A 24617-nucleotide genomic window follows, 5' to 3' on the forward strand; every position below is an offset into this window, starting at 1 on the left:
AACGGGCGATTGTAAACTAAGACCCGAGGGGGAGCGCTAGGCGTAGAGGCGCCGGTTTTGCCGGATCGGTAAGCGCGCCCTTACGGCATGCCGTCAGCGGACCGAACAGGAGGAAAGTCCCGATCAATTGATCGACCTGGTCGCGGGCCTCGGCCATCGGCAGGTGGCCGACCTTGTCAAGGATGACGGTGTGAACGCACGGCAGGCGGCCGGACAGGTGGATCTGGTGCGACGGCGGAACGATCGCATCACGGGCGCCGATGATGTTGAGCACCGGCACGTCGATGAGCGGCAGTTCGTTGATGACCGACGTCTGCGACATCCAGGAAACGAAAGCGACGATGTCGTCCGCCTGCGACTTTATGAGGTGCTCGCGGACCTGTTCCATGGTTGCGATGGTTTCCTCCGTCTCCCACCTCACGGTCTTGTCGAATACGCATCGAAGCGATCCCCAGCGAAAGGTTTCGCGCGTGGCAATCCAGCGGGTGAAGAGCCGGATGAAGAGAAGCCGGCCCAGCAATGGGAGTCCGAGGAGACGGGCTGCTAACTTTTCCTGCCCGACAAACCGCCCGCAGGCGAAGGCACCCATAAGAATGACGTTGCTGACGAGGTCCGGACGGTGGCGGGCGAGCAGCAGCGACACGAAACCGCCGGTCGAATGGCCGATCAACGTGACCGGCTCGCCGTCGAAATCGCGCTCGATCGCCTCTGCATACGCATTGACGATATCGGCGGTATTCAACGTTCCGGACAGGCCTTCCAGCGTCCAGGGGCTGTGGCCCGGCAGGGGATAGGCGGCCGCCTGACCTTCCCGCACGATGCTGGGGGCAAAACAATTCCAGAAGGTCGGCGCCATCACCAATCCGTGGATGAGCACCGTTTTCATGCCCGGATCCTGGGAAAGCCAATGGGGACACGGAGGATGCAACATTGCCGACATTCCTTTGATGCGCGTCAGCAATCATGCCTTCGGGCTGGCTGTCTGGGGCAGGCGTGATGGTTCAGATCGCGGGTATCCGGGGTTCACCAAGTCACGTCAGCATTCCTTGACGCATTTTCCAAACGCGATCCGGCGTAAAAGGTTCCCTGCGATATTTTCGGAACTTCGGCCATCGGCCGCCGCTTTTCGTCTAATCTCGCCGTCGTCGTTTCATTCGCGACCTCGCGCCTTCGCGGCTTCCTCCGCTGCTTCAAGTTCCTCGAGAAGGTCGGCGAGGGTCTCATCCGTCTGGGGCATCTCTTCGTCGACATAGAGATCGCGCAAAGTCCCGCCGATATGCAGGTTCTTTTCACGCGCTGGACCCGGCTGGCGGACCGCCGCTGCTGCGGACTTCCAGATGCTGGACGTGGATACGGTCATTTTACTGTCTCGCATGGGCTGTGTGCCTTCACAACGTTCCCTACGCCGGGAAGGTTCCGCAATGCGAATGGCCAATCCGTGTCAGTTCGGGGCAAATTTCCGGGGCGTGGTTAATGAATAGTTTCAATCTTAACGAGAAGTTGCCCCATGCTCTTTGCTGGAACAAAATTATGCCTTCCGCGTTTAATTCCAGACAGATTAAACCAAGGAGAGTTTCGATGCTTTACTACGCTCTTGTCTTCCTCGTCGTCGCTATTATAGCGGGTGTTCTGGGATTTGGTGGTATTGCAGGCGCTTCTGCTGGCATAGCACAGATCTTGTTCTTCCTGTTTCTGGCTTTCCTGATCATCTCGCTGGTGGCTGGCCTGATGCGCAGAACCTGATCCCACCAGGTGACGCGGCTGAAAAGGGAGCAGTGCAAAAGCACTGCTCCCTTTTCCTTGTCTGCATTCCGCCGCACCGGGAGGCGCAGCCCGCTTGCGCCTTGCCGAAGGCAATTGGCTTGGCTATTCATGACTGGGACATCTCGCAACCGCACACTCCGGAGCCGCATGCAGCATGAAGTCGCTGGAACGCACCGTTGAAAGGATCAGCCCGTCGAGCGCCGGCTCCGGGTGGTCTTCGATTTCCACCCGGTCAACGCGGATTTTGTCGACGGCCTCCTGGCGGCGAGCAGCTGATGTGGGAGACGATCATGTACGTCGCCCTCGTGGTCTCCGCTCCGATGCTCGGGTTCCTTGAGCAGATCATCAACAGACTGAAGACATAATAAGCAAAGAAAAATGGGGAACCGGACATGAAGACAGACGTCGTTGTTTTGGGCGCAGGCATCGTCGGCCTGTCGACGGCCATTCATCTGGCTCGGCGGGGGAAATCCGTCATTCTTCTCGACCGCCGCGGCGCCGGCGAAGAAACCTCTTACGGCAATGCCGGCCTGATCCAGCGTGAAGGCGTGTTTCCCTATGGTTTCCCGCACGATTTCGGCGCCCTGTTTCGCTACGCGCTGAACAACACCATCGATGCGCACTATCACTTCCGCGCCCTGCCGGGCCTCGTGCCCTTCCTGCTGCGCTACTGGTGGAACTCTGGCTTCACGCAGCACGAGAACATCGCATCGATGTATGCGCCGCTAATTGAGAATTCGATCGCCGAGCACGACGACCTGATCAAAGCCTCCGGTGCCGGCGACCTTATCCGCAAGGATGGCTGGATGAAGGTGTTCCGCACCGAGGCTGCCCGTGATGCTGCCTACAAGGACGCGGAAAAACTGTCCTCGGCCTTCGGCGTCAATCACCACAAGCTGTCGAGCAGCGAACTGAAGACGATGGAACCGTCGATCAGGGCCGAGTTGACAGGCGGCCTGCGCTGGACGGATCCCTGGTCGATCCGCGATCCGCACAGCCTCAACAAGGCCTATCTCACCTATTTCCAGTCGCTCGGCGGGCGCCTCGTTTCGGGCGATGCGGCAACGCTTGAGCATATTCTGGAAGGCGCCGGCTGGCGCGTCGCGACACCGGAAGGCCCACTGGAGGCAAAAGAGGTCGTGGTCGCGCTCGGCCCCTGGGCCGATACGGTGACGAAGAAACTCGGCTACCGCTTCCCGCTTGCCGTCAAGCGCGGCTATCACATGCATTACGGCACCGAAGACGGCGCGCAACTCAACAACTGGGTGCTCGATGCCGAGAGGGGCTATTTCCTTGCGCCGATGCTGCGCGGCATCCGCCTGACGACCGGCGCCGAATTCGCCCACCGCGATGCGCCGAAGACGCCGGTGCAGTTGACCCGCGCCGAGCGCGTCGCCCGCGAATTCTTCCCGCTTGCCGAACGTCGCGATGAGGAACCCTGGATGGGTGCACGCCCCTGCACGCCGGACATGATGCCGATCATCGGCAAGGCACCCCGCCATGAAGGCCTGTGGTTCGCCTTCGGCCACGCCCATCACGGAATGACGCTTGGCCCCGTCACCGGACGCGCGCTTGCTGAAGCGATGACAGGGGAGAAGACGGTGATCGATATCAAGCCCTACAGGCCTCACCGCTTTTTGGCGTGAGTACCAGGCCCCGAGCCGGAGATGTCGATCCGCCGCAGCCGGCCTGACGATCCAGCTGCGGAAGCCGCAACAGCGTCGGCTCGTCGGAAACGCCGCGCGTCGTCGTCTGCCGGCGTAAAAAAATCGAAAATTTTTCATCGCCCCGGAACAAACGTCACCTTCATCTGTTAAACCGTCGGTTGAAGGCGGGGTTCGGTCTGTTGTGCCGTGCGCAACGAAAATGACTGCCGGCAAATGGCAGCGGGAGCGATATTTCATGCAGAAGCAGGTGATAGAGTTCAACGGCGAACCCGTGGGCGCGGTGGTGCCCGACGGTGACCGGTTTCGCTTCATCGCGGTCAAATATGGCGTTTGGAGCCTTGATGGCCGCCTGTTTTCCCTTCCAATCGAAGCAAAGCAAGCCGTAACGAAGCTCCTCACGAAATCAGGCGGAAGGGCCATGCCGTCAGCCGGCTTGTCGGGCGAGCGCAGCCCGTCCGGGAGCCGGTTCGGCTGGGAAGTGGCGTCACCCGTCCCTGTTTCCGAAGAGACCCTCGGCTGACGACGGGTGGATGCCGATCACACTGATCGTGTCAGTCGTCCCAATCGCTGGGAATGTTGCCATCGGCGCCACGCAATGTCAGCTCGTTACGAATACCCGAGATGCCGGGTGTATCGTAGATGAACCGCTCGATACGGCGGCGGTCTTGCGCGGTCTCTACCTCGCCCGTCAGAAGGGCGATGCCGCGCCGGACCTTCAGGTCCATACCCGAGGTGTCTATGTCGCTGTCCGACAGCGCATTGGCGATCGTCTCCTCCAGCGCATCGTCCTCCACGTCCGCCCCGACATCTTCACTGAAAAGATCCGGGCCGTCCGCGCTTTTGATCGCGGTGTCGCTACTACGCTCAAAGCCGGGGTTGCCCGCCTCGTCAAAGTTCGGGCCGGCCGCGCCATAGGAACTGTTGCCGATTTCAGTGTTGGATCCGGACGTAGCGTCGGCATAGGGCCAGCCTTCATCGAGGTCGCGCTCCTCGTAGTCGCGGTAGTCTTCCTCACGCCCAGTCGTTTTTATTGTCTTGCGCTTCATCGCTCGCTCCTTGTTCGGATATTATCACAAAGAGAAACGGATGGCGGAGCTTTTGGTTCATGGGGAACGTTCTGAGCATCCCGCGCATCCGACATGCTGCGGACACGAAAATGGCGGAGCCGCTAAAGAGGCTCCGCCATCCTGTCGTTTTTCAAGCGCAGATCAGTTCTGCGGGGCAGTGCCGGTAGCAGGGGTCTGCGTATCCGTGCCGGTGGCCGGTGTCTGCGTATCCGGAGTTGCCGGCGTGGCGTTTGGCGTCGTCGACGTGTCCGGCGTTGCGTTGGTATCGGGGGTCGCTGTCCCCGGGGTCGCGCTGTTGTCAGCCGGCGTCGTCGTTGTCGTGGTGTTGTCGGCCGGTGGCGTCGTCGTTTGTTCCGTTGTCGACGGCTGGGTAGCCGCATCATTCGTCTGGTCGTTGGAAAGCTCGGCCGGCAGCCAGACGAGCAGGGCCAGAACCAGACCGGCCAAAAGGATGATCAGAATCGGCCACCTTGAACGCGTAGAACGGGGTTCAATATCTTCCGGCAGGCGCTGATTTGCCAACGGATCCGTTGCGGGCGGGTTTGCCTTGTCGGCCGGCCATGCCGCCGGATTGACGTTGCGGTTTTCACTGGGGTCAAAACGTTGATTCATGGCGTTCATATCCTTTCGAGAAATGGAGCCTGTGCCAGCAAACGTTGAAGGCAACTGCCCGCTAAACGTCGCAGGGGGGACGAAAGTTCCGCGAAAGGCAATTTTGCATACGAAAGAGGCTGATATTGCAGCTTTCTTCCCGAATACCGATCAAAAAAGAGCTCGGCTGGCAAGGCGGAGAGCCCTGGACGAGGAGCGTTTCTCGCCAGCCCTGACGCTCGTCAGGACGTCGGAAGTTCGGCGATTTCGCCGAATTGCGCCAGAAGCCGCGGGCTGGTCATGTCGCCTGTTTCCTCATCGACCTCGACGGCATAGGCGGCAACTCCGGCAAAGCGGCCTGCCATCGCTGCAGCGATTTTCTCAGCGCTTGCGGCATTGGACGCCTGGCGCATCTCTCCCGGCGCCATCCCGCCACGAACCTTGCGATAAGGAAGAACGATGAATTTTTCGGCCATGAACGTCGCCTTTCGGGATGATTGGTGCCGGCCAGGCCGAAATCGGCCGTGGCGGTACAGTTTTCGGCGATATGCTGTTAACGTCGCTGGGAGCAGGAGCCTGCGTTGCCGCGACCTGTAACATTAATTGCGGTGCTCAGTACCCACAAACCGCATGCGGGCATGCAAATTGCCGAGGCGCCATTTCCCGATCAATCGCGTTCTGTCAGCGAAACGGCTTCGATCTGGCTGGAAGCTTCGCCACTTCGAGATGTTCCGGCGGCAACTTTGCCCTTGCCCGATCCGCCATCATTTCGTAGCCGCGCTCCAGGTGGCGGCAAAATCGTTCGGCGTCGAACAGCGGGGACGTAAATCTGTTCTGCGAAACGCTCTGTTTCTGGCGCGCAACCTGCACCGGGTTCTCAGCCAGAGCGACGGCAAGGTCGGCGAAGGCACCCGGATCCGGGGCGACTAGTTCCGGCAGGCCGAGCGCTGTCAGAAGGCTCTCGGAAACCCGCGATGCGAAGTTGCTTCCCCTAAGCGTGACGACCGGCAGACCTGCCCATAGTTTGTCTGACGTGGTCGTATGGCCATTGTAGGGGAAGGTATCGAGGCCAATATCCGCCGCCTGCAGCCGCGCAATGTGGGCGTCGTACCGGGCCATCGGTGCGAAGATGATCCGCTCCGCCTCGATGCCGCGTGTGCCAAAGGCGGCAAGAAAATTGCTGCGCGCGAGTTCGCCGTCGATCATCACCCAAAGCACGGAGCGATTGGCGCGGCGCAGGATATCGGACCAGCAGTCGACAACGGCGAGCGAAATCTTGCGGGGCGCGTTGAAGGCCGCAAAGACGACTCGGTCTTCCGGCAAGCCGAGGGCGGTTCTGGTTGCGGCAGGCGGCAAGGCACGGTGCACAGGGTCGTTCGGCTGATAGCATTCCGGCAAAAGGCAGAATTTTTCGTGATAGCCCAGCCTCGAACTGTTCGGCAGCACGATTCGGTCACCGATGACGTAGTCGCAATCGATATTGACGGCGCTGCCGGGAAAGCCGAGCCAGGCGACCTGCACCGGTGCCACGATGTGGTTGAGGATATTGGAACGCGATCCGGCGGTATGGCCTTTGAGGTCAACCAGAATATCGATGCCCTGCTGCCGGATGATATCGGCAGCCTGGACATCGGTTTTGCCTAACAGCGAAACGATATGCCCCCATTTTTCGCGGTTGCCACGATCGGGTGCAGCGACGCTTTCGGGTGTATAGCAAAAGAGCGTTACCTCGAAACGGCTGCGGTCATGCATCTCGAGAACGCTTTGCAGGAGCCGCATGGTGGCATGCTCGCTCCAGAAATCGCTGGAGAGATAACCGATGCGGATCTTGTCGCGCCAGTGGTGCTGTCGCATTCGCCTCTGCCTGCTGCCGGTGGCAGAGAAAGGCGAGGTCAGGCCGGGATTGTTCGTTGCACGACGGTTAAGCCGCTCGTTGCCGCAGCGCAGAAGGTTCGAATAGGCCGTTTCGCCCTCCAATGCGGAAAAGTCGCCCGCCGCCGGCCTGCCCGCAAGGGTTTTCTCCAGATTCTCGATCGCTTCGAAATCGCAGAAATCGCGGGCGACCGACAAGAATTTGAATCGTGCGTAGGGATCGTCGGGATAGAGCGCCGCGAGCTTGCGGAAGACCGCAAGAGTCCGTGGATTCCTCTCGTCCTCATTGAGGATTTCGCCCGCAAGCTTCAGATGATCGGGCTCGTCGCTGTCGGCGAGCGTGTTCTTGACCAGATCGATAAGCGCCTTGTCGCCGGTGCGCCGAAAGGAACGCGCCAGAACGTAAGCCAGTTGCGGATCATCCGGAAGATCGGTCAGCAGCCGGAGGCCAAGCAACTGTGCGCGATCGTCGTCTCCGGCATCGAAATAGAGCGCGGCAGCGCGGCTTAGACATCGCGCGGAATTGCTGTCGGGTCGCTGGGCCGCCTGTTCAAAGGCTTCCGCCGCTTCTCCTGGAAGACCGAGCTTTTCGAGCGTCTCGCCAAGAAGCACAAGCAGTGCCGCGTCCGCGGTTTCGCCAAGCACCCGGTTGAGATGAGCCAAAGTTTCCAGATAATCGGCCCGTTCAAAGGCGGCCGTTGCCACGGCAAGTGCTTGCCCGTCCATATATGCTTTTCCACGAGGCCAATGGGATCAAGGCAGGCATATTAGGGCGAATTGCTTGCGCGTGGCGGGTGAGCAGCGTCTGGCCCAAGGCAACGCATCAAAGCAGGCGTCGCGCCCCATTTCGGCGCGGCGCCCTTGTTCCTTAAGAATCGAAAGTCGAGGCCGGCATTTGAAGCGCAGCGGCAACGCGCTTTAACCTGCCGGAATCGACATCCTCTCCGCTCTCGATTCTTGAAATTTCAACGTCGGTCAGCCCGCAGGTCACCGCAAGGTCCTCGATGCTGTAGCCTGAAGCTTCGCGAAAACGCCTGACGGCTTCCCCGATGTCAACGGGCGGCATGGCAGCGTTGCCCGAAGCGTCAGCGTTGTTGATTGAGATGGTCATGAAGTGACTCCTTCGGTTGTTCGCGGCGAGCCCAGCTCAGCGCGTGAAGGTGGCGTGCAGCCATTGAGATACTCGGCCTAGCAGAGCGAGAGACGAGTGCGGTGCAATATAAGTCGAAACGAAAGCGATGCAAGCATGCTGGCGATCTTTGGCGAAAGATAGTGCCATCGACCGTATTGCACTAACGGCAACGCTCAGCGAACTGCGGCAGGCAAAGGCCTGTTTTTGCCCATTTAATGGCTCCGGAAACACATTCATGACAGATATCGGTGGCAGGGTGGCTCTCAAGTTGCCGCGTTGTTCATATTTGCGCAACCTCTCCAGGGGCCAAAACACGGCCATCTGTTTTGGCACTATTGGATCGATTCGCACGTAAACGAGGTACTTTCGGATGGAATTTGTTGCGACGCACAAGATGGTGCCCTATGCTGCAACCGTGCCAACGCTGAATATGGAGAGTGCTCTGAACTCTGACCAGACAGCAGTCTTTGACGTCTGCGCGACCAGATGGAACGGATACCTTGCCGCCGGGAGCGGATGTTCTCGGCCCGCTGGAAAAGGGAACAAGACTGTCCTGCCGTTTCTTCCGCTGCACCGACGCAAAGGCGAGCACGCTTTCGAGGGTCGTTCGTGAGAGTTCCCAAGGCCAGCCTTGTCAGCCCGGGTGAGAATAGCGGCTATGCCATCGCTGCTATTGCTTTGTCCCTGTTCGTGTTTGCCTACTCCTCGATTTTCGGCCAGGTTTCGATCCTCCTCTATTATGCTCTGTGGCTACCATTGGTGCTGGTCGATTATCGGCGCGTCCTTGCCGGCTCTGGCAGGTATGGATGGATCTTTGCGTTCGCCGTGTTCGCCTGTCTCTCGCTTTTCTGGTCGGCGGCACCGGCGGTGACGGCAAGAGCCGGGCTGCAATATCTCTCCCATGTCATCTGCGCCCTGATCGCAATGCGGGTCGTCGACATCCGGACTCTCACACTCGGTATGATCACCGGCATTGGCGCCGTTCTGATGTTTTCGCTGTTGTTCGGGGTTTATCATTTCGATCCGCTGGACGGCACCTTCAGCTTCGTCGGCGCCTTTGCCTCCAAGAACCAGCTTGGATTCTATGCTTCGCTCGGCGTTTATTTCGCCTTTGCTGCCTTCCTCATGCTGCGCGAAAGAGGCGTGTGGTTGGCGCCCGCTGCCGGGGTGGGCCTCATCGCGTGTTATTCGCTCTATGCCTGCCAATCGGCCACGTCCGCGCTGACGACCGTGGCCGTGCTTGGCATTTGCTGTGGGCTGCAAGTGCTGGCGGCGCTTTCGCCACAGACGCGCAAGACGTTTTTCCTCGCTGTGATCGTGATTGGTGTGATCGCCGTGGTTGGTGCTGTTTATGGCGGTGCGGTCGACAGCGTTCTTGGCATATTCGGCAAGGATTCGACGCTGACGGGCCGGACCTATCTCTGGCAGCAGGGTATCGAGGCTGCGGGCGCATCTCCTTTGATTGGCGTGGGCTATCAGGCCTATTGGGTCCAGGGGTTCTCGGAAGCCGAGCGGCTTTGGGAGGAATTCTATATCGGGTCGCGCAGCGGTTTTCACTTCCACAACACCTTCATTGAAACGATGGTGGAGACAGGCGCTATCGGCCTGTTTCTGTTGTGCTCCATCCTTTTGATCACCGTGTGCGGCCACTTGAAGCGGCTGCTTTCACAAGCGCTGGCAACGGAATCGTCGGTGCTCTTCGGTGTCGCCGTCCTGCTTCTCATGCGTGCTTTCGTCGAGGTGGATATTCTGAACCCCTACCACGTCGGGTCCTTCCTGCTTTATTTTTCGGCCGGGCGGCTCACTATCGGGGCTTCCCGTTCTTCTTTTGCACGGCCGTATCTGCACGCGCACGTTCACGCTCCGGCGTTCATGGACACAGACAGGAGCAGGTGAGGTGCGATGAAGACTATTTACGGAATCCAGTACCTTCGTGCGTTTGCGGCACTTGCCGTCGTCGTCTTCCATGCCGCCGAGAAGACCGGACATCATTTCGCGATCGGCGCCGCCGGCGTTGATATCTTCTTTGTCATCAGCGGCTTCATCATGTGGGTAATCAGCGACCGGCGCGCGCTGACGCCAGCCGGCTTTCTCTACGAGCGCGTCCGCCGGATCGGCCCCATTTACTGGATGGCGACGATGGTGATGGTTGCCGGTGGCATTCTCGGCCTCTTTCCAAATCTGATGCTGACCGCGCAGCACATCGTCGCGTCCCTGTTCTTCATTCCCGTCCGCTCACCAAGCAGCGGCGAAATCTGGCCGGTCCTGGTGCAGGGCTGGACACTGAACTTTGAAATGTTCTTCTACTTGATCTTTGCCCTGTCACTCTTTCTCGAGCGCCGGTGGCGCCTCGTGGCGGTTGCGGCTGTTTTCACGGCCTTGGTGCTTTCGGGCCTGGTCATGAACTTGCAGAATTCGATATTTCTCACCTATACGCGGCCGATCATGCTGGAATTCATCGCCGGCATGTTCATCGGGCAGGCGTGGTTGAAGGGGAAGGTTCTTGGGCCGCAGTTTGGCCTGTTGCTTGTCATCCTTGCCATCGGCGGCTTTCTCGCGCTCCAGGTCTTCAAGCTTCCGTTCAACGAGTTCAACTGCGGTCCCCTGGCGGTGGCCCTTGTCGCTGGAACTCTCTCTCTTGAAGCGGCGGGCAGGATAGGCCAATGGCGCGTGTTCGCCTTTCTCGGGGATGCGTCCTACTCGATATATCTCTGGCATACGTTTGCGATCTCGGTGATCGCAAAGCTCTGCGGGTCCATTGGCCTCCATCCCGGCATCACATTCGCGGTCGCGGTCGTAGGCGGCGCTGTTCTTGGCACATGCGCTTACATCTTGCTCGAGCGCCCGCTCACAAAACTCTTCAAGTCGCCGAAGCCCAAGGCTTGGTCGAAGCCTGTTCCAGCGGAAGAAATCTGATGGCGGGCAATCGTCGACGGCATTCTGCATACCAAATAGGCACGACGCACTGTCCCGAAAATATCGCCTGCCCCAGAACGGGATCGGTTATCGTCGTGTTAACGCCCATCTGCAGTTTATCGCCGATAAGAACCATTTCGGCCTGAAATTTGCTGCGTTGCATTAGTTTTGTTGCGAGCAGGATGCTACCCTTGCTTGCGTGTACTACGCCCGGCCGGATCCAGACCGGCAACTTTCATGGAGACAGTCGATGCGCAAAAGCGTTCTGAATGCCCTCGGGCAACCCGTGTTCTACAGCGACAGCTCTACCGCGTTTTTTTCGGCGACCGGCTCCGGCCCGGCCCTTTACGGAACTGCCGGGAATGATTCCATGTGGGGTGACAGCTCCGTCAACGTGACCATGATCGGCGGTACAGGCGACGATATCTACTACCTCTATTCGGCGATCAACCGTGCGCAGGAGGCTGCTGGACAGGGCATCGACACCATCAGTACCTGGATGAGCTACACCTTGCCGGAGAATTTCGAAAACCTGACGGTGACCGGCAATCTGCGTTATGCATTCGGCAATTCTGTCGACAACATCATCAAGGGCGCGTCCGGGCGGCAGACGCTGGATGGCCGCGACGGCAATGATGTGCTGACGGGTGGGACCGGTGCCGATACCTTCATTTTTACCAAGGGCAACGGCAGCGACCTGATTACCGATCTCGGCACGGATGACATCGTCCGGCTGAATGGCTACTCGCTCACATCCTTCGATCAGCTTCTCGACAACATAACGCAGGAAGGCGCAAATCTGCGGCTTGATCTCGGGGACGGGGAAAGCCTGGTCTTTGCCAATGAGGCAATCGGCGATCTTCGTGCCGGTCAATTTGAGCTGAGCCTTGATCGCTCCGCGCTCACCCGGACGTTTGGCGACGACTTCAATACGCTGCAACTGTACAATGGCACGTCCGGGGTGTGGGAAGCGAAATACTGGTGGGCGCCGGAAAAGGGCGCCACCCTGTCCGGAAACGGCGAACTGCAGTGGTACATCAATCCATCCTACGCCCCGACCGCCAGCGCCAATCCATTTTCCATCAACAACGGCGTGCTGACGATTACGGCCAAAGAGACGCCGGATTCGATCAGTGCCGAGGTCAATGGATATGACTACACCTCCGGCATGCTGACGACACACGCGTCCTTTGCCCAGACCTACGGTTATTTTGAAATTCGCGCCGACATGCCCAACGACCAGGGCGTTTGGCCGGCCTTCTGGCTGCTGCCCGAAGATGGGTCTTGGCCGCCGGAACTGGACGTCGTGGAAATGCGCGGCCAGGATCCGAATACGGTGCATGTCACCGTGCACTCCAAAGAAACCGGGCAACAGGCCTCCGTCACGAGCGCCGTCAGCGTCGCCAGCACCGAAGGTTTTCACACCTACGGTGTGTTGTGGCAGGAAGACGAGATTGTCTGGTACTTTGATGACGTCGCCGTCGCGCACGCCGATACGCCGTCGGACATGCATAAGCCGATGTATATGCTGGTCAACCTGGCGGTCGGCGGTGCGGCCGGCAGTCCTGGCGCTGATCTCGCCGATGGTTCGCAGATGAAGATCGACTATATCCGCGCCTACACGCTGGACGATCTGGCTTAGGCCGCGTCGAAGACCGCACGGCGCGCCGGCTTGTCACGGCTCGCCGTGTGGTGATCCCCGAACCTCAACCCGTCGCGTCGTGTGTTTCGAGAAAACGTATCGCAGCCGTTCGGATCGTGAAATTCCCCGACGGTTTCGCTGCGTATTTCGCCTTTCGTCGGCGCGAGCATTGCGCGGCGGCAGTGATAATCGGCGAGGCTATTTTCCTGGGTTCGCGCTTCCGGGCGTCCGTTTAATTGCGCCGGTCTGCCGTTTTGGGTAAACATTATCTGAATGTGGAGACAAGTGCGGAGCGATACCGGTGACGTATATCGCGCAACGTTTCGAGAATTTCCGGCAGAATGGCATGCGCGGCTGGGCGCGCGCTCAACCCGCCTATATCCGGGTCCTGCTTTTCGTACCCTGCCTTGTGGAATATCTCGCTTTCAGTCTTCTATGCTTGGCTGGATTTACCGTCCTGATCACTCTGATGGCTCTGGCCGCCATCTTCCGGCTCGATGACGAGCCTGAAGCACGACGCCCGCGCTAAGCACAAAGCTACCGGGCCGCCTTCAATGGCTGTTCGATGTAATATTTCTCATAGCTCTTGCGATATTTTTCGGCCGCGCCGAAATCGCTGTATTTACCAAGCTCATCCATATCGGTCTTGTTCAGCATCACGCCGAGTATCTTGGCGTTGAACTGCGGATCGGATTGCAACACATCCCGGACCAGACGAGACGGCGTCTTGCCCCATTCGATGACCATCAGAAAGCCGTCGGCAAAGGGTGAAAAAGCCTTGGCGTCGATGACCGGCGCGAGTGGCGCGAGATCGACGATGATGTAGTCGAAGGCCTTGCGCGCATTGTTGATGAGGGTTTCCATGCCGTGCGAGGCCAGCAGTTCGTTGGTGTGATAAAGATGCTCGCGCGGCGCAATCGGCAGGATCGCAAGCCGTGTCTGCGGATCGACCCTGAGACCCGCCGTCCACTCGCTCTCGCCGAGCACGGCTTCCAACAGGCCCGTTTTCGGCGGCGGGGAAATCATGCGGCTGATTGCCGGGTTTCTGAGGTCCGCATCGATCAGCAGCGTTCGTTTGCCGCTGGCCGCAAGCAGCCCGGCAAAGTTTGCGGCAATCGTCGATTTTCCTTCACCCGGCAACGCAGAGACTATACCGATCACCCGGTTCGGCCGGCCTTGCAGCATCACGTCGCTGGCAAGTTTGGCGTTTCGCAGCGTTTCGGCAAAGGCCGAGCGCGGCGACTCCACGGCAATCCGGGTCATGCGCGTTAGCGGAATGTCGGTTTCAGGCCCAGTTTTGGCCACGTCCTCCTTGGCAAGACGGCTACGCGTCTTGTCCCAGAGGGTGATGGTTTTTTTCCCGACCAGCGGCAGATAACCGAGCGACTTATGTCCCAGGACCGAGCGGACCTCTTCTTCGAGGCGGAAAAAGCGCTCGCGGAACTCCTGAACACCTGCAATCGCGGCACCCACCATGAAGCCAAGCACGATGGAAAGAGCAAGAACCATCGTTTTCTTCGGGCTTGACGGCGCTGTGGGGACACCGGCATCCGAGATGATGCGCGCTTTGGCAATGGGGAAGGAACGCTGCTGCGCGGCTTCTTCATAGCGGCCGAGATAGGATTCATAGAGCGTCTTGAGCGCTGTCGCCCTCTGTTCCAGTTCCCGCAGGTCGACCAGTGACCTGTTGGCCTGCGAATTGTTGCCGACGACACCTTCGATGCTTTGGCGCAGCGACGCCTCGCGGGACTTGGCGACCTCGAATTCGTTGCGGTAGCTTGCCGTAATCTGCTGCAATTCCCGAAAGATCTGGCCGGCAAGCTCCACTTTTTCGGTCCTCAGGCTCACCGCCTGCGGATGGTCGGCTCCGAAGTTCTGGGCAACGGCCTGCTCGCGCTTGGTGACGGCCAGATAACGTGTCCGCAAATCCTGGATGACCGTATTGTCGGTCTCCTTCGAAGAAATCGTCGCGTTGTTGACGGCGTTGTCGGCACCCTGATCGACAATCGACTTGAACTGGTTGTAGCGTGCAGAGGCGCTTGCTGTATCCGCCTGCGCGACGATCAGCTGGCTGTTGAGATCGGAAAGCTGCTGTTCCGACATCAACTCTCCCCGCGCCGAGGTCAGACCGTTTTCCGACTTGAACTTTTCCGCTTCCAGCGAGGCCGCCTGCGCGCGCTGGCGAAGATCGGTCAGGCGTTCCTGCAGCCAGACGGAGGCGCGTTCGGTGGCATCGAAGTTCGCATTCAGCTGATCGGTCAGATAGGCGTTCGCATAGGCCCTGGTGATGCTGGCCGCGAGTTGCGGGTCGGTGGATTTGAACGAGACCGCGACGACCGAGCTCCTCGCTACCCGCTCCACCGTCAAGGCCTGCTGGATATAGGCGGCCGCCATCTGCCGCTTGCCCTCGCGGGTTGCGGCCTCGGAAATTTCAGGCTGGCCGGAGAAAACGCCGGTGATCGATCTGATAGACGATTTCAACATCGACATCACCGATTGCGGCGGATTGAGGATAGTCTCGTTCTCGGCGAGCTTCTCCGCATCGGCGACGCGCAGTGCCAATTCGCCGGATTTCAGAATTTCGACGGCGCTGGAAATTTGCGTGTCGGCCTGCTGCGTGCTCTGCGGCGAAGGCGCTTCTTCCGCATATTTGGACAGATTGTCATCGAGCAGGATCTGTGTCTGCGACGTGTAGACCGGCGTCGCAAACAAAAGATAAATCGCACCGAGGAGGAAACACGCAATAACACAGACAGCAACGACCCTTGAACGCCGCGCCGCAACCGCGGTTAGCCGGTTCAAATCGATGAACGAGTCGGCATCATCGCTCCGGAGCGATGGAACGGTGTTCAACGGAAGGGGTCTTTGATTCATGGGCGGCTTTATCTCCGGATTCACGTTCATATCTCACCCCTAAATCACGTCAGGGGTGAGACCAGATTTTTCCCCCGGTGCTAAACCGGAAAATTATCGTTTTTTTTAGGCCGCCTGAATTGCCTGTTCGTGCGACAGCACCATCTCGCGAACGGATTCGAAGACGAGATTGCCGATGTCTGCACGCGCAAGTGCAAAGGCGACGTTGGCCTCGATGAAGCCCTGCTTGGAGCCGCAATCGAAGGTTCGACCCTCGTAAGGATGGGCGTGGAACGACTGGGTCACCGAAAGGCGCAGCATGCCGTCGGTCAGCTGGATCTCATTGCCGGCGCCGCGCTGCTGATGCGCGAGGATCGAGAAGATCTCGGGCTGAAGGATGTAACGGCCATTCAGGTAATAGGTCGACGGTGCTTCGGATACAGGCGGCTTCTCCACCATCTGCGTGACTTCGAAGCCATGTCGCGTCTTGGCTCCCATGCCGACGATGCCGTATTTCGAGGTTTCCTCCGGCGCGCATTCCTCGACGGCGACGACGTTGCCGCCGACGTCGTTGTAAAGGTCCATCAGGCCGGCCATGCAGCCACGGGCGCCATAGGAGATCATATCGGGCAAAAGCAGTGCGAACGGCTCGTCGCCGATCAGGTCGCGGGCACACCAGACGGCATGGCCAAGACCAAGCGGCGCCTGCTGGCGCGTGAAGCTGACGGAGCCTGCAGTCGGCAGCATACGCGCGAGCTCGGAAATCTGGGCGTCCTTGCCCGATCGCGTCAGCGACGAAATCAGCTCGGGCACGTCGTCAAAGTGATCCTCGATGGCCTGCTTGTTGCGGCCCGTCACGAAAACGATGTGCTCGATGCCTGCCTGCATTGCTTCCTCGACGGCATATTGCACGACGGGCCGGTCAACGACGGTCAGCATTTCCTTCGGCATAGCCTTGGTTGCGGGCAGAAACCGCGTGCCGTTGCCGGCGACGGGGATAACGGCTTTGCGAACGGATTTGACAGGAGCCATAGAACTATCCTTTGCTTTTGTGCGGGCTGTTGCCCGGGGTGGTTCTACTCATCGTTTCCGGCGGAGTGCCGAAAGCGCGAAGTGCGTTGAACGGTGCCATCAGGCGCCGCAGTCTGACGGCGATCGGCATGCGCAGATGCCGAATTGCCGCCGGATTTCTCCACGCGGTTCTCACCGCGTCGGAAAGGGCCCGGGCCTTGATTTGATCGACCAGGATGATGAACGACCGTGCATCCTCAATGCTGCGGTGGCGGCGGTTCTGGGCCGCCATCGATGCCTCGTCCAGCCGGTGGTTTTTGAGAAACTCGGCATCGGCGGCGAGCATCGCGTCCACCTGATGCAGCTTCAGAACACGCGAAATGGACCCGGTTCTGATGTAATAGGTATAGCCGGCGCTCGGCTCGACGGCGCAACGGCCGCCCTTTGCAAGGGCTGATGCCAGAAGCAGATAGTCCTCGCCGATTGGCAAGCTCTCGTCGAAGCGAAGACCGTGTTCTTCCAGGAAACGGCGCTCGAAGATCGGCTTCATGTAGCCGTAATTGTGCTCTGACTGAAACAGGACGTTCGACCCGATGAAGGCCGGAAGCGTCAGCGTCTCCAACGCGGAAAGCTGCGCTTCTTCAAACATCCTCCTCGTTCCGCCATCCAGCGAAATGACATCGATATTGTCGACGACGATCTGGGCATCCGCACGCTTCGCCCGCGCAATCATCCGCGCCGTGCGGCCAGGGGAAATCGCATCGTCGGAATCGAGGATGACGATCCAGTCTCCGCGTGCAGCCGCCAGGCCCGCATTGCGGGCTCCGCCAGGCCCGCGATTCTTCTCGAGCCGGATCAGGCGGACGCGCGGATCGGTGTAGGCGTTGACGATATCGGCCGTATCGTCCGGCGAACAATCATCGATGACGATGACCTCGACACTGACGCCGGTCTGCGCCAGCGCGCTGTCGATCGCGCGCTCGATCGTGTCGCGCGCTTTGAACGCGGCCAGGATGAATGTCACTTGCGGATGTCGCTGCATCAGGATGACCGAGCCTCCGCCGCGCCGTACTGCTCGATTTCCCGCACGCCCAGAAGCCCGATGACGACGCCGGCATGCAGCGAGGCGCGCAGGATATACTGGTTCCGGCGAACGGGAGAGAAGAGGAACGCTGCGGCGGCAATCGCGCAGTAGCCGCCCTTGGCGGAGGCAAGCGCCAGCTGGCGGATCTTGCCCGCCAGGCCCGACCCCGCTTCGATCAGACGCCCGTGGGTCTGGCCGAAGCGGAATTTCCGCTTGGCGAGCCACGAAAAGGCCGCGCGCTTGGCCGGCACCGGTTCCTGCACCCAGGCCGCCGGCGCGTAGCCGATCTTGCCGCCCATTTGGTGCATGTGGGTAAAGAACTCCGTATCCTCTCCACCGCTGCGACCGAGCGCGAGGTTGAAGCGCCGTCCGGCGAGCGACGGGGCGGTGAGACGCAGGAGGGCATTGCAGGTGTAGCCGGTGACGATCCGGTCGCCGACCCAGACCGGAAACGTCGAATGAAAGTCGCCGCTGCGCATCCAGCCCGGCGCGTCCTTGTCGTAAACGGCCTTGACCGGCCCGAGGACCACATCCGCCTCCGTCGCCTCTGCCGTTTCAATCAGCCTGACGAGCCAGTTTTCGCTGGCCGTCTCGTCGTCATCGATGAAGGCGAGGAAATCGCCCGTCGCATTCTCGAGGCAGGCATTGCGGGCAATCGAGATATTCGAGGATGGACAATGCACATAGACGATCTCGTGCGGCACTGAGGCGCGCAAGGCGTTCACGCGACCTTCGGCGCTCGGTACCTCGTCATTGTCCGCCACGATGATACGGATCGTCGCCCCCTCGGGAACAGCAATCGCGCCCAGCGAGCGCAGGGTCTGTTCAAGCTCCGTCCGCCGATAGGTGCACACACCGATATCGATGCGGATGTTATGCTCGTTCCGGTCCATCTGTGTTCTCATGAAGCGACCCGTCGATTGCGGAAGTCGAGAAGCTCGCGCCAGAAACCGGCCGACCAGGCGAAATGCATCACCATGGCGGAAACGGCAGCGAGCGGCCCATAGGGATTTCTCTGCCCCAGTGCCATCCAGGCGCCGTAGCCAAGGCATGCGACGGCCCAAAGAACGACCGGAATGGCCGCGGCCCAATTGATGACGGCAAGCAGGGCGCCGATTGCCACCGGCACCACAGCAAGCGGCAACATCTGACGGATGCTCGGCATGGCGCGATGCTTCAGAAAGTTCTTTGCGCGGCCGCGGCCGTAGCCGAAATACTGGCGGAACAGCGTCCCGGCGGTGCTGCGCGGATAGTAGATCATGCTCGTCTTGTCGGTCATCCAAATCCTGTAGCCTGCCTTGTGGAGGCGGTAGTCGAATTCGGCGTCCTCATTATGGCTGAACATTTCGTCATAGCCGCCGACCGCCTGAAAGGCGGAAATTCGCATCAGCGCATGGTGCCCGTGATCCGCCCAATGGCCGACCGCGCCTGTCCGGTGCTTCGAACCGCCATTGCCGAGCTTGGAGTTCTGCGCGAAGGCCGTGGCCTTCTGGAACGTGCTGACGCCCACGGTCTTCATGGCGACCACCACGGAATCGGCGCCGGTCGCGATGGCGTCTTCCATCAGGCGTTGGCAATAATCCACCGGATACTCGCCGTGGGCGTCGATGCGGATCATGTAGTCGTAGTTCGCACCAAGGGTTGCGACGGCGAGATTGACGGCTGCGCTTTGGATCTTCTTCGGGTTGTCGAGCAGCTTGACCTTCAGGTTGACGCTGGCGACCCGCTGGACGATGTCGCGCGTTCCGTCGGTGCTTCCGCCATCGACCACGACGAGATCGGCGTCGAGGTCCTGCAAGGCGCCTCCCAGCTTGGCGATCAGGGACTCGATATACTTGGCCTCGTTGAGGCAGGGAATAACGATCAGGCTACGGCCACGCTTCAGATCATCGGCTTTCATAGCAGTCCACCCTTATTGCTTTGTGTTTGCGAAGCCTCTTGCAGCATTGCGGAATGTGCGTCGTTCGCGCGCAGGGCCGTAAGCCGGTTGACGAGCCGCTGGCAGTCGACCTTGTCGAAGACCCAGTTCTCTGACCCGGTGCCGGCAACGCAGTCGAATTCAGCCAGATACCGCGCGGGCGTCATGTCGGCCAGGAGACGGGCAAGCACTGCGCTTTCGGCACGATCCAGCAACAGGCCGATGTGTTTTGCCGAGAGGAAGCGGGCTGTCTCCGTGCCTCTCATGGCAATCGGAACCGCCCCATACCGGCATCCCTCATAGAGACGGTTCGGCAACAGCCAGCTGGAATTCAGACCTTCCTCGAAGAAGTCGATGCTCCAGGAGAAATGGACCTCATGGTAGATGGCAGCGAGGTCCTCGGGGTTCTTATAGGGGCCATGAAACGTCATGAAGGGTTCGTTTTTTACGAAGCCATCGAAATCGTCGAATTCGGAATAGGCCGGCCGGCCGCGCAGCACGATTTCGAACTTTCCGTTCATGGCGCGCGAGAATTCCGCGAGAAGTTTCAGGGATTTCTGGCAGCGCAGGGCACCGAACCAGCCGATCTTCCAGGGTGCGCCAGGCTCGGGCGGCCGCGGCAAAGCCGGTTTTGCTGCCGTTCCATCGCCAAGATCGATGACCTTGTTTTCAAGAAGCAGCGTTGGGGCTTTCAGTTGCGAGACCGGCCGGAAATAATTCTCGATGAAGGCAGGCGAGCTCGTTACCAGCAGGCTGACATTGCGCCCGAGATACTGCTCGGCAGCACGCAGGGCGCGGCCCGCGAAGTCCTTGCGCAGCAGCAGGCGGTGAATGTCCAGGCATTCGTAGACAATCGGGATGTCGCCGCCGAAAATCGTATTCGCCCTGTTTGCAAGAGCAAGCATTTCGAGATTGCGGGCAATGACGATATCGGGTCTGCCGACCACGCGAAGCTTGCTGCCAAGGACCATCGCGGCCTTGCCCACCGCAGTGATCCGCTGGGCGAACTTTCCGTCCTTGGTGACGCCAAGCTCGATGACGCCGTTTGCGGAAGGTGTGTCTGAGCCGCGCCGGAAACCCGCCACTGTCACCTTGGCGCCACCTGCTTCAAGCGTCAGGGTCCTGCGCCTGATCGCCGGGTCCGCCACGTCATGTGCCAGGTACAATATGTCCAGCATGAAAACTTCCTGTTTTCCGCTCAGCCTGCGCCGAGCCTAATTCAGTTTTTTGTGCATCGCAACATTCCTGTTGCGCGTGCTAACAAGTCTTAGTCAAGCTTGCAGGTGATGGATTCCGGAAACTGGCACTTGTCGCCAGGGGCAGTGAAGGCGACGCGGTCGATCTGCATCTTCGCCGGTCCCTGGTAGTCGAACTTGCCCATCCAGTCGCTCAAGGTGTCAGTACCCCAGAGACTGAAGAAGATTTTCTGGTCGTTGACGGGGATTTTCGCAGGGTCGTTGATATCCTGCACCAGGGTCCCGTTGACATAGTACCGCAGGCGGTCCTTTTCCCAGACAAAGGCGTAATCGTTGAACGCCGCATTCGCGCCGCCTTCGACATCGACCAGTTTCTCGTTGCCGCCCTTGGCCGAAATATACTGGTTGACCTGAACCTTGCCGGAATCCTTGCCAAGGACCTCGAAGTCAATCTCGTCATGCGGCTTCTTGTCGGTCGGCCCGATATAGGTGAAGAAGGCCGAGTTCAGACCGGAGCCTTCAGCTGTCCTGATGCGCGCCTCATAGGTGCCGTAGCCGAAGCGCTTGCGGGTCTGGATCTCGCCGCAGGCATAGTCTCGCTTGCCGGCCTTGCGCTGTTCGAAGGTCAGTTCGAGCACGCCATTTTGAACCGTCACCTGCTTCTTCGACCAAGTGCAGTTCTGGTGGGCGCCATTGTCCCAGCCGTCCGAAACGTACCAGATCTTTCGATCGATCTTGTCGAAATTCTCGACAAAGGATCCTGCGTTCGCCCCTTGCGCAAGGGCGGCCACAGGAACGCAGGCGGAAAGAACGGCAAGAATGGTCACTGGTTTCGAGATCTGTTTTGTCATCGTGTCGCTTTTTCCTCTGCGGAATAGGTTTCGGACCAACCCTTCTGGCTCGCTCCGCTTTGCATTGCGTGCTTCGGCGCGGAACCGGGCCGGCCCGCACGGCTGCCGGTCAGGACAGCGTGCAGCCGTGGCGTCAATCGCTTGGCCGCATTGTGCGAGACGACGAGAATGAGAAGGGCAAGAAGCGGCGTTGAAAAATAGAAGAGCGGATAGAGCTCCGGCTGCGCCGCCTTGTTCCAGAACATCCACAAAACGATCAGCAGCGGGTAGTGGGCGCAGAAGATCCAGAAACTGAGACCTTCCGTTTGGGAAAGGCGCTTTCCAAGGCGGGAACGCACCAGGAGTGCCGAAATTGCCCAGGAGCCGACAATACCGCTGATCGCCGTCAGGTTAAGCAGTATGTCGATCCAGATGGGGAAATCAGGGCCGGTCCAATAGAGTGCGGTCGCCAGCAGGGCGGCGGCCGTCAGAAACAGCACAGAAATTTTCTCCGCATGCGGATCGAGCATCCGGATATCGAGCTTGTGGAGACTTGCATAGATGCCGCAGCTGAAGCCAAACAGGATCGATTTTTTCAGGAAAATGCCGCCGGGGATCGGGAGGACGGCATAGATGAAGAAAACCGTCAGTGTCGCCAGCGGGTATCGCTTGATCAGCAATCCGAGAATCGGCGCAAGCAGGATGCAGAGAAGCAGGTCGCGCAGGAAATAGAGCGGAATGTTGATCGGCTGCGCTTCGATCGCAAAGGCGAGGGTCGCCAGCTCGCGCGGCGTTGCGGAGATCGCATCTGGAAGATAGCCGAAGCCGATGCCCTGTCCCTGTGCGATGCACACGAATATCAGGACGGCGAGGTTCCAGATCAGGAACGGCAACAGAACCGTTCGGGCCTTGGAGCGGATCGTCTTGGCATAGTCGAAGGCATCAAGCCCGCGGCGGAACAGGAGATAACCGGAAATCGCGCTCAGGCACGGAACGCCGACGCGAAAAATGCTCTCCCCGAGGAAAACACGGATCCAATCGATGAAGCCATTGGCACCGAGAAATGGGCTGGTCTGCGGATCATACGGAACGTGTACAAAGACGATCCCCGAGATGAGCAAGATGCGCATCAGATTGATACGCGATGATATGTTCGCGTCGATAACCAAGACGACATCCCCTGTTTGGGCCACTCCCCCCAAAGCGGCCGTTTCAACCAGAGCAGGCTTGAACCTGCGTCGTGGAAGATAGGGCAGTGCGCAGCAAATAATATGGCGCCGCAGCAAAAAAATTGCCTGTCATGCTGCAATGCACGCGGTTTGGAGGAGGGAAAAATATCTTCCTGGCGCCCATCTTGGCCTCGGCGTTTCTAAAAAATGGCCTAGGCACAGCGCTTTGAAGAATGTGCGAATATTCCGATAAAAACCGTTCAGCGGATATTTTTGTCGGAAAAATTTTATTCAAAAATACACGATTTTGCACGTCAAGGTTTATGAGTTCTCCCTGCTCGGTCCGGATATGTCCCGAAATAAGGCGCTCTTACAACCATGCGGCGGCGTATTCGCAGGGTTCACGCTCCGGTGTCTTCCGCTTCGGTCCTGCGACGCCTGTTCTTGACGAGCTCGTAGATTTTTGTGAGCAGCGGCCGCTCCGAAAGAACCACGAACACGGTGTAGACAAGACCGCCGATCACCGCGCCGACAACGATCTGCAGCACCGGATTGGGCAAGAGAGAACCGGAAGTCTCGAGCAGGTAGCGAACGAGGAGCGCCATCACCAACGCCATCAGCATTGGACGGCTGCTGACATAGAGGCCCTTGACGAATGGCGTCCCGTCCGCGCGAAAGACCGCCCAGGAATAGGCCACCAGCGTCGCGGCATTGACGATGCAAAGCCAGATCATCGCGTCGATCAGCGTGCCAGTGCTGGCGCCATAGGCGACCGCGGCGCAGGTAACGATCGCGCGAATGACGGCAGACCAGAACAGCGCGCGGCCGTGCCCCACGCCTTTCAGGTAGGGAATGAAAGTGCTGCAAGGCGTCAGAATGCCTTTGGAAAGCGCAAGCAGTCCCAGTACCGGCCAAGCATAAGCCCACTGCTGGCCGAAGAGAACGCGCATGGACGGTTCCGCGAGCGCCCAAAGACCGAACATCATCGGAGCGAGCAATACGGTCGTCACCTGTGTGCTGAACATCAACGCCTGCGACCGGCGCTGCTTGTCGTCCATCATGCCGCTGAAGGCGGGGAATAGAACGCCCATGACGGCCGAAAGCACGACTTGGTTCGGAATGCTGGCAAATCGGTTGGCGGCCGAATAGGCGCCGGCATCGGCAAGGCCCAGATAGCGCGAAATGATCACCATCGGCGACTGGAAGGTGATGAAGTTGGCGATTTCAGAGCCCATCATGCCAAGGCTGAAACGGCTTAATCCGATGACCCGGCGGGGGTGGAAAACGAGGCGCGGCATATAGTGCGAGACGGCATACAGGCCGCAAAGGCGCACGAGTGCCGACACGAAAAGCTGCGCGATCAAGGCCCAGACGCCCCAGCCGAGAAGCGCCATCACAACGGCGACGACGGCGCCGAGCGATTCGGAGACCATGCTCCAGACGGCGTCCTTGCTGAAGTTCATGCGCCGGGCTAGCAGCGAGTAGGCAACATCCCCGCCGAGCTGAAGAGGAATGAGAAAACTCATGATTCTCAAGAGATAAGCGGCTTCTGGAGCGCCAAGCAGCGCAGCAAAGAAATCCGCATAGACATAGAGCCCAAGCGCCATGAGGCAGGAAATCGCCAGGTTTGCCCAGAAGACGGAATGGACCGTTTCCATCTCCTCCTCACGCTGAATGACCAGGGCCGAGGTCAGTCCCGCGCCCCCGATCATGGCCAGAAACTGAACAACGGTCAGCGCAACGGCGACTGCGCCGAACTCCTGCGGCGTGAGGATACGGGCAAGAATCGGCACGGTGACAAACTTAAGCCCGAATGTGCTTGTCTTGGATAAAATGCTCCAACCGACATTGCTCGTGACGGATTTGACGTTAACTGTAGGGGGCATGTTAAATCCTGTGTGTCGA

At 59.4% G+C, this 24617-nt stretch carries 24 protein-coding genes; 7 read left to right on the forward strand and 17 right to left on the reverse strand.

Annotation, left to right across the window (positions count from 1 at the left end; translation table 11 throughout):
• Positions 1–16: 16 nt before the first annotated feature.
• Entirely contained in the window at positions 17–886 is an 870-nt protein-coding gene (locus WI754_RS09075) for an alpha/beta hydrolase (RefSeq protein WP_349437356.1), read from the reverse strand.
• A 264-nt stretch (positions 887–1150) separates the two neighbouring features.
• A complete protein-coding gene (locus WI754_RS09080) occupies positions 1151–1360 on the reverse strand; it encodes a hypothetical protein (protein ID WP_349437357.1) in 210 nt (69 codons plus the stop codon).
• A 218-nt stretch (positions 1361–1578) separates the two neighbouring features.
• Between WI754_RS09080 and WI754_RS09085 the strand changes: the two genes are divergently transcribed.
• From WI754_RS09085 to WI754_RS09095, 3 genes are all read left to right on the forward strand, one after another.
• Positions 1579–1743, forward strand: a complete 165-nt coding sequence (locus WI754_RS09085; RefSeq protein ID WP_037119568.1) for a DUF1328 domain-containing protein — start codon at positions 1579–1581, stop codon at positions 1741–1743.
• Between the two features lie 413 nt (positions 1744–2156).
• Positions 2157–3410, forward strand: a complete 1254-nt coding sequence (locus WI754_RS09090; protein ID WP_349437359.1) for an FAD-binding oxidoreductase — start codon at positions 2157–2159, stop codon at positions 3408–3410.
• A gap of 256 nt (positions 3411–3666) precedes the next feature.
• A complete protein-coding gene (locus WI754_RS09095; RefSeq protein WP_349437360.1) occupies positions 3667–3951 on the forward strand; it encodes a hypothetical protein in 285 nt (94 codons plus the stop codon).
• 31 nt (positions 3952–3982) lie between these two features.
• On the opposite strand, the gene WI754_RS09100 is transcribed toward WI754_RS09095, so the two are convergent.
• The 5 genes from WI754_RS09100 to WI754_RS09120 form a co-directional block, all read right to left on the reverse strand.
• Entirely contained in the window at positions 3983–4477 is a 495-nt protein-coding gene (locus tag WI754_RS09100) for a BON domain-containing protein (RefSeq protein ID WP_349437361.1), read from the reverse strand.
• A 162-nt stretch (positions 4478–4639) separates the two neighbouring features.
• Positions 4640–5110 carry a hypothetical protein gene (locus WI754_RS09105; RefSeq protein ID WP_349437362.1) on the reverse strand — a complete coding sequence of 157 codons (471 nt, stop codon included), beginning with the start codon at positions 5108–5110 and terminating at the stop codon, positions 4640–4642.
• Between the two features lie 221 nt (positions 5111–5331).
• Positions 5332–5565 (reverse strand): hypothetical protein, encoded by a 234-nt coding sequence (locus WI754_RS09110; protein ID WP_349437363.1) that lies wholly within the window; start codon positions 5563–5565, stop codon positions 5332–5334.
• Between the two features lie 205 nt (positions 5566–5770).
• The gene (locus WI754_RS09115) at positions 5771–7687 is read right to left on the reverse strand and encodes a glycosyl transferase (RefSeq protein ID WP_349437364.1); all 1917 of its coding nucleotides are present in this window, start codon (positions 7685–7687) and stop codon (positions 5771–5773) included.
• Positions 7688–7829: 142 nt separating this feature from the next.
• Entirely contained in the window at positions 7830–8072 is a 243-nt protein-coding gene (locus tag WI754_RS09120; protein ID WP_349437365.1) for a helix-turn-helix transcriptional regulator, read from the reverse strand.
• 630 nt (positions 8073–8702) lie between these two features.
• Between WI754_RS09120 and WI754_RS09125 the strand changes: the two genes are divergently transcribed.
• The 3 genes from WI754_RS09125 to WI754_RS09135 all read left to right on the forward strand — a co-directional run bounded on the left by WI754_RS09125 (position 8703) and on the right by WI754_RS09135 (position 12651).
• Complete coding sequence (locus WI754_RS09125; RefSeq protein WP_349437778.1) at positions 8703–9989, forward strand: O-antigen ligase; 1287 nt, start codon at positions 8703–8705, stop codon at positions 9987–9989.
• Positions 9990–9995: 6 nt separating this feature from the next.
• Positions 9996–11009 (forward strand): acyltransferase, encoded by a 1014-nt coding sequence (locus WI754_RS09130; protein ID WP_349437366.1) that lies wholly within the window; start codon positions 9996–9998, stop codon positions 11007–11009.
• Between the two features lie 250 nt (positions 11010–11259).
• Positions 11260–12651, forward strand: a complete 1392-nt coding sequence (locus WI754_RS09135; protein ID WP_349437367.1) for a family 16 glycosylhydrolase — start codon at positions 11260–11262, stop codon at positions 12649–12651.
• Here WI754_RS09135 and WI754_RS09140 read toward each other — a convergent pair.
• A complete protein-coding gene (locus WI754_RS09140) occupies positions 12648–12917 on the reverse strand; it encodes a hypothetical protein (RefSeq protein ID WP_349437368.1) in 270 nt (89 codons plus the stop codon). The two genes, WI754_RS09135 and WI754_RS09140, sit on opposite strands and share 4 nt — an antisense overlap.
• 35 nt (positions 12918–12952) lie before the next feature.
• Between WI754_RS09140 and WI754_RS09145 the strand changes: the two genes are divergently transcribed.
• Positions 12953–13180: a hypothetical protein gene (locus WI754_RS09145; RefSeq protein ID WP_349437369.1), complete on the forward strand. Its 228-nt coding sequence runs from the start codon at positions 12953–12955 to the stop codon at positions 13178–13180.
• An 8-nt stretch (positions 13181–13188) separates the two neighbouring features.
• On the opposite strand, the gene WI754_RS09150 is transcribed toward WI754_RS09145, so the two are convergent.
• From WI754_RS09150 to WI754_RS09190, 9 genes are all read right to left on the reverse strand, one after another.
• The gene (locus WI754_RS09150) at positions 13189–15525 is read right to left on the reverse strand and encodes a polysaccharide biosynthesis tyrosine autokinase (RefSeq protein WP_349437370.1); all 2337 of its coding nucleotides are present in this window, start codon (positions 15523–15525) and stop codon (positions 13189–13191) included.
• 105 nt (positions 15526–15630) lie between these two features.
• Complete coding sequence (locus WI754_RS09155) at positions 15631–16536, reverse strand: UTP--glucose-1-phosphate uridylyltransferase (RefSeq protein WP_349437371.1); 906 nt, start codon at positions 16534–16536, stop codon at positions 15631–15633.
• Between the two features lie 4 nt (positions 16537–16540).
• The gene (locus tag WI754_RS09160) at positions 16541–17557 is read right to left on the reverse strand and encodes a glycosyltransferase family 2 protein (protein ID WP_349437372.1); all 1017 of its coding nucleotides are present in this window, start codon (positions 17555–17557) and stop codon (positions 16541–16543) included.
• On the reverse strand, positions 17557–18492 hold the full coding sequence (locus WI754_RS09165) for a glycosyltransferase family 2 protein (RefSeq protein ID WP_349437373.1): 936 nt from the start codon (positions 18490–18492) through the stop codon (positions 17557–17559). The genes WI754_RS09160 and WI754_RS09165 overlap by 1 nt, the downstream gene beginning before the upstream one ends.
• An 8-nt stretch (positions 18493–18500) precedes the next feature.
• A complete protein-coding gene (locus tag WI754_RS09170) occupies positions 18501–19499 on the reverse strand; it encodes a glycosyltransferase family 2 protein (protein ID WP_349437374.1) in 999 nt (332 codons plus the stop codon).
• Positions 19496–20695 (reverse strand): glycosyl transferase family 1, encoded by a 1200-nt coding sequence (locus WI754_RS09175; protein ID WP_349437375.1) that lies wholly within the window; start codon positions 20693–20695, stop codon positions 19496–19498. The genes WI754_RS09170 and WI754_RS09175 overlap by 4 nt, the downstream gene beginning before the upstream one ends.
• Positions 20696–20784: 89 nt before the next feature.
• Positions 20785–21564, reverse strand: a complete 780-nt coding sequence (locus WI754_RS09180; protein ID WP_349437376.1) for a glycoside hydrolase family 16 protein — start codon at positions 21562–21564, stop codon at positions 20785–20787.
• Positions 21561–22712, reverse strand: coding sequence for an acyltransferase (locus tag WI754_RS09185; RefSeq protein ID WP_349437377.1), 1152 nt, complete (start codon positions 22710–22712; stop codon positions 21561–21563). The genes WI754_RS09180 and WI754_RS09185 overlap by 4 nt, the downstream gene beginning before the upstream one ends.
• A gap of 401 nt (positions 22713–23113) precedes the next feature.
• Positions 23114–24598, reverse strand: coding sequence for a lipopolysaccharide biosynthesis protein (locus WI754_RS09190; protein WP_349437378.1), 1485 nt, complete (start codon positions 24596–24598; stop codon positions 23114–23116).
• Between the last annotated feature and the right edge of the window lie 19 nt (positions 24599–24617).

The organism is Pararhizobium sp. A13, assembly GCF_040126305.1.
Taxonomy (GTDB): domain Bacteria; phylum Pseudomonadota; class Alphaproteobacteria; order Rhizobiales; family Rhizobiaceae; genus Pararhizobium.

What these genes read in the sequence shown, in the direction of transcription:
- WI754_RS09175 (WP_349437375.1), bottom strand. Translation starts at nt 20,695, where the DNA reads ATGCTGGACATATTGTACCTGGCACATGACGTGGCGGACCCGGCGATC.
- WI754_RS09140 (WP_349437368.1), bottom strand. Translation starts at nt 12,917, where the DNA reads ATGTTTACCCAAAACGGCAGACCGGCGCAATTAAACGGACGCCCGGAA.
- WI754_RS09075 (WP_349437356.1), bottom strand. Translation starts at nt 886, where the DNA reads ATGAAAACGGTGCTCATCCACGGATTGGTGATGGCGCCGACCTTCTGG.
- WI754_RS09135 (WP_349437367.1), top strand. Translation starts at nt 11,260, where the DNA reads ATGCGCAAAAGCGTTCTGAATGCCCTCGGGCAACCCGTGTTCTACAGC.
- WI754_RS09150 (WP_349437370.1), bottom strand. Translation starts at nt 15,525, where the DNA reads ATGAATCAAAGACCCCTTCCGTTGAACACCGTTCCATCGCTCCGGAGC.
- WI754_RS09085 (WP_037119568.1), top strand. Translation starts at nt 1,579, where the DNA reads ATGCTTTACTACGCTCTTGTCTTCCTCGTCGTCGCTATTATAGCGGGT.
- WI754_RS09120 (WP_349437365.1), bottom strand. Translation starts at nt 8,072, where the DNA reads ATGACCATCTCAATCAACAACGCTGACGCTTCGGGCAACGCTGCCATG.
- WI754_RS09110 (WP_349437363.1), bottom strand. Translation starts at nt 5,565, where the DNA reads ATGGCCGAAAAATTCATCGTTCTTCCTTATCGCAAGGTTCGTGGCGGG.
- WI754_RS09170 (WP_349437374.1), bottom strand. Translation starts at nt 19,499, where the DNA reads ATGAAAGCCGATGATCTGAAGCGTGGCCGTAGCCTGATCGTTATTCCC.
- WI754_RS09115 (WP_349437364.1), bottom strand. Translation starts at nt 7,687, where the DNA reads ATGGACGGGCAAGCACTTGCCGTGGCAACGGCCGCCTTTGAACGGGCC.
- WI754_RS09165 (WP_349437373.1), bottom strand. Translation starts at nt 18,492, where the DNA reads ATGGACCGGAACGAGCATAACATCCGCATCGATATCGGTGTGTGCACC.
- WI754_RS09100 (WP_349437361.1), bottom strand. Translation starts at nt 4,477, where the DNA reads ATGAAGCGCAAGACAATAAAAACGACTGGGCGTGAGGAAGACTACCGC.
- WI754_RS09160 (WP_349437372.1), bottom strand. Translation starts at nt 17,557, where the DNA reads ATGCAGCGACATCCGCAAGTGACATTCATCCTGGCCGCGTTCAAAGCG.
- WI754_RS09105 (WP_349437362.1), bottom strand. Translation starts at nt 5,110, where the DNA reads ATGAATCAACGTTTTGACCCCAGTGAAAACCGCAACGTCAATCCGGCG.
- WI754_RS09190 (WP_349437378.1), bottom strand. Translation starts at nt 24,598, where the DNA reads ATGCCCCCTACAGTTAACGTCAAATCCGTCACGAGCAATGTCGGTTGG.
- WI754_RS09155 (WP_349437371.1), bottom strand. Translation starts at nt 16,536, where the DNA reads ATGGCTCCTGTCAAATCCGTTCGCAAAGCCGTTATCCCCGTCGCCGGC.
- WI754_RS09095 (WP_349437360.1), top strand. Translation starts at nt 3,667, where the DNA reads ATGCAGAAGCAGGTGATAGAGTTCAACGGCGAACCCGTGGGCGCGGTG.
- WI754_RS09080 (WP_349437357.1), bottom strand. Translation starts at nt 1,360, where the DNA reads ATGACCGTATCCACGTCCAGCATCTGGAAGTCCGCAGCAGCGGCGGTC.
- WI754_RS09130 (WP_349437366.1), top strand. Translation starts at nt 9,996, where the DNA reads ATGAAGACTATTTACGGAATCCAGTACCTTCGTGCGTTTGCGGCACTT.
- WI754_RS09090 (WP_349437359.1), top strand. Translation starts at nt 2,157, where the DNA reads ATGAAGACAGACGTCGTTGTTTTGGGCGCAGGCATCGTCGGCCTGTCG.
- WI754_RS09180 (WP_349437376.1), bottom strand. Translation starts at nt 21,564, where the DNA reads ATGACAAAACAGATCTCGAAACCAGTGACCATTCTTGCCGTTCTTTCC.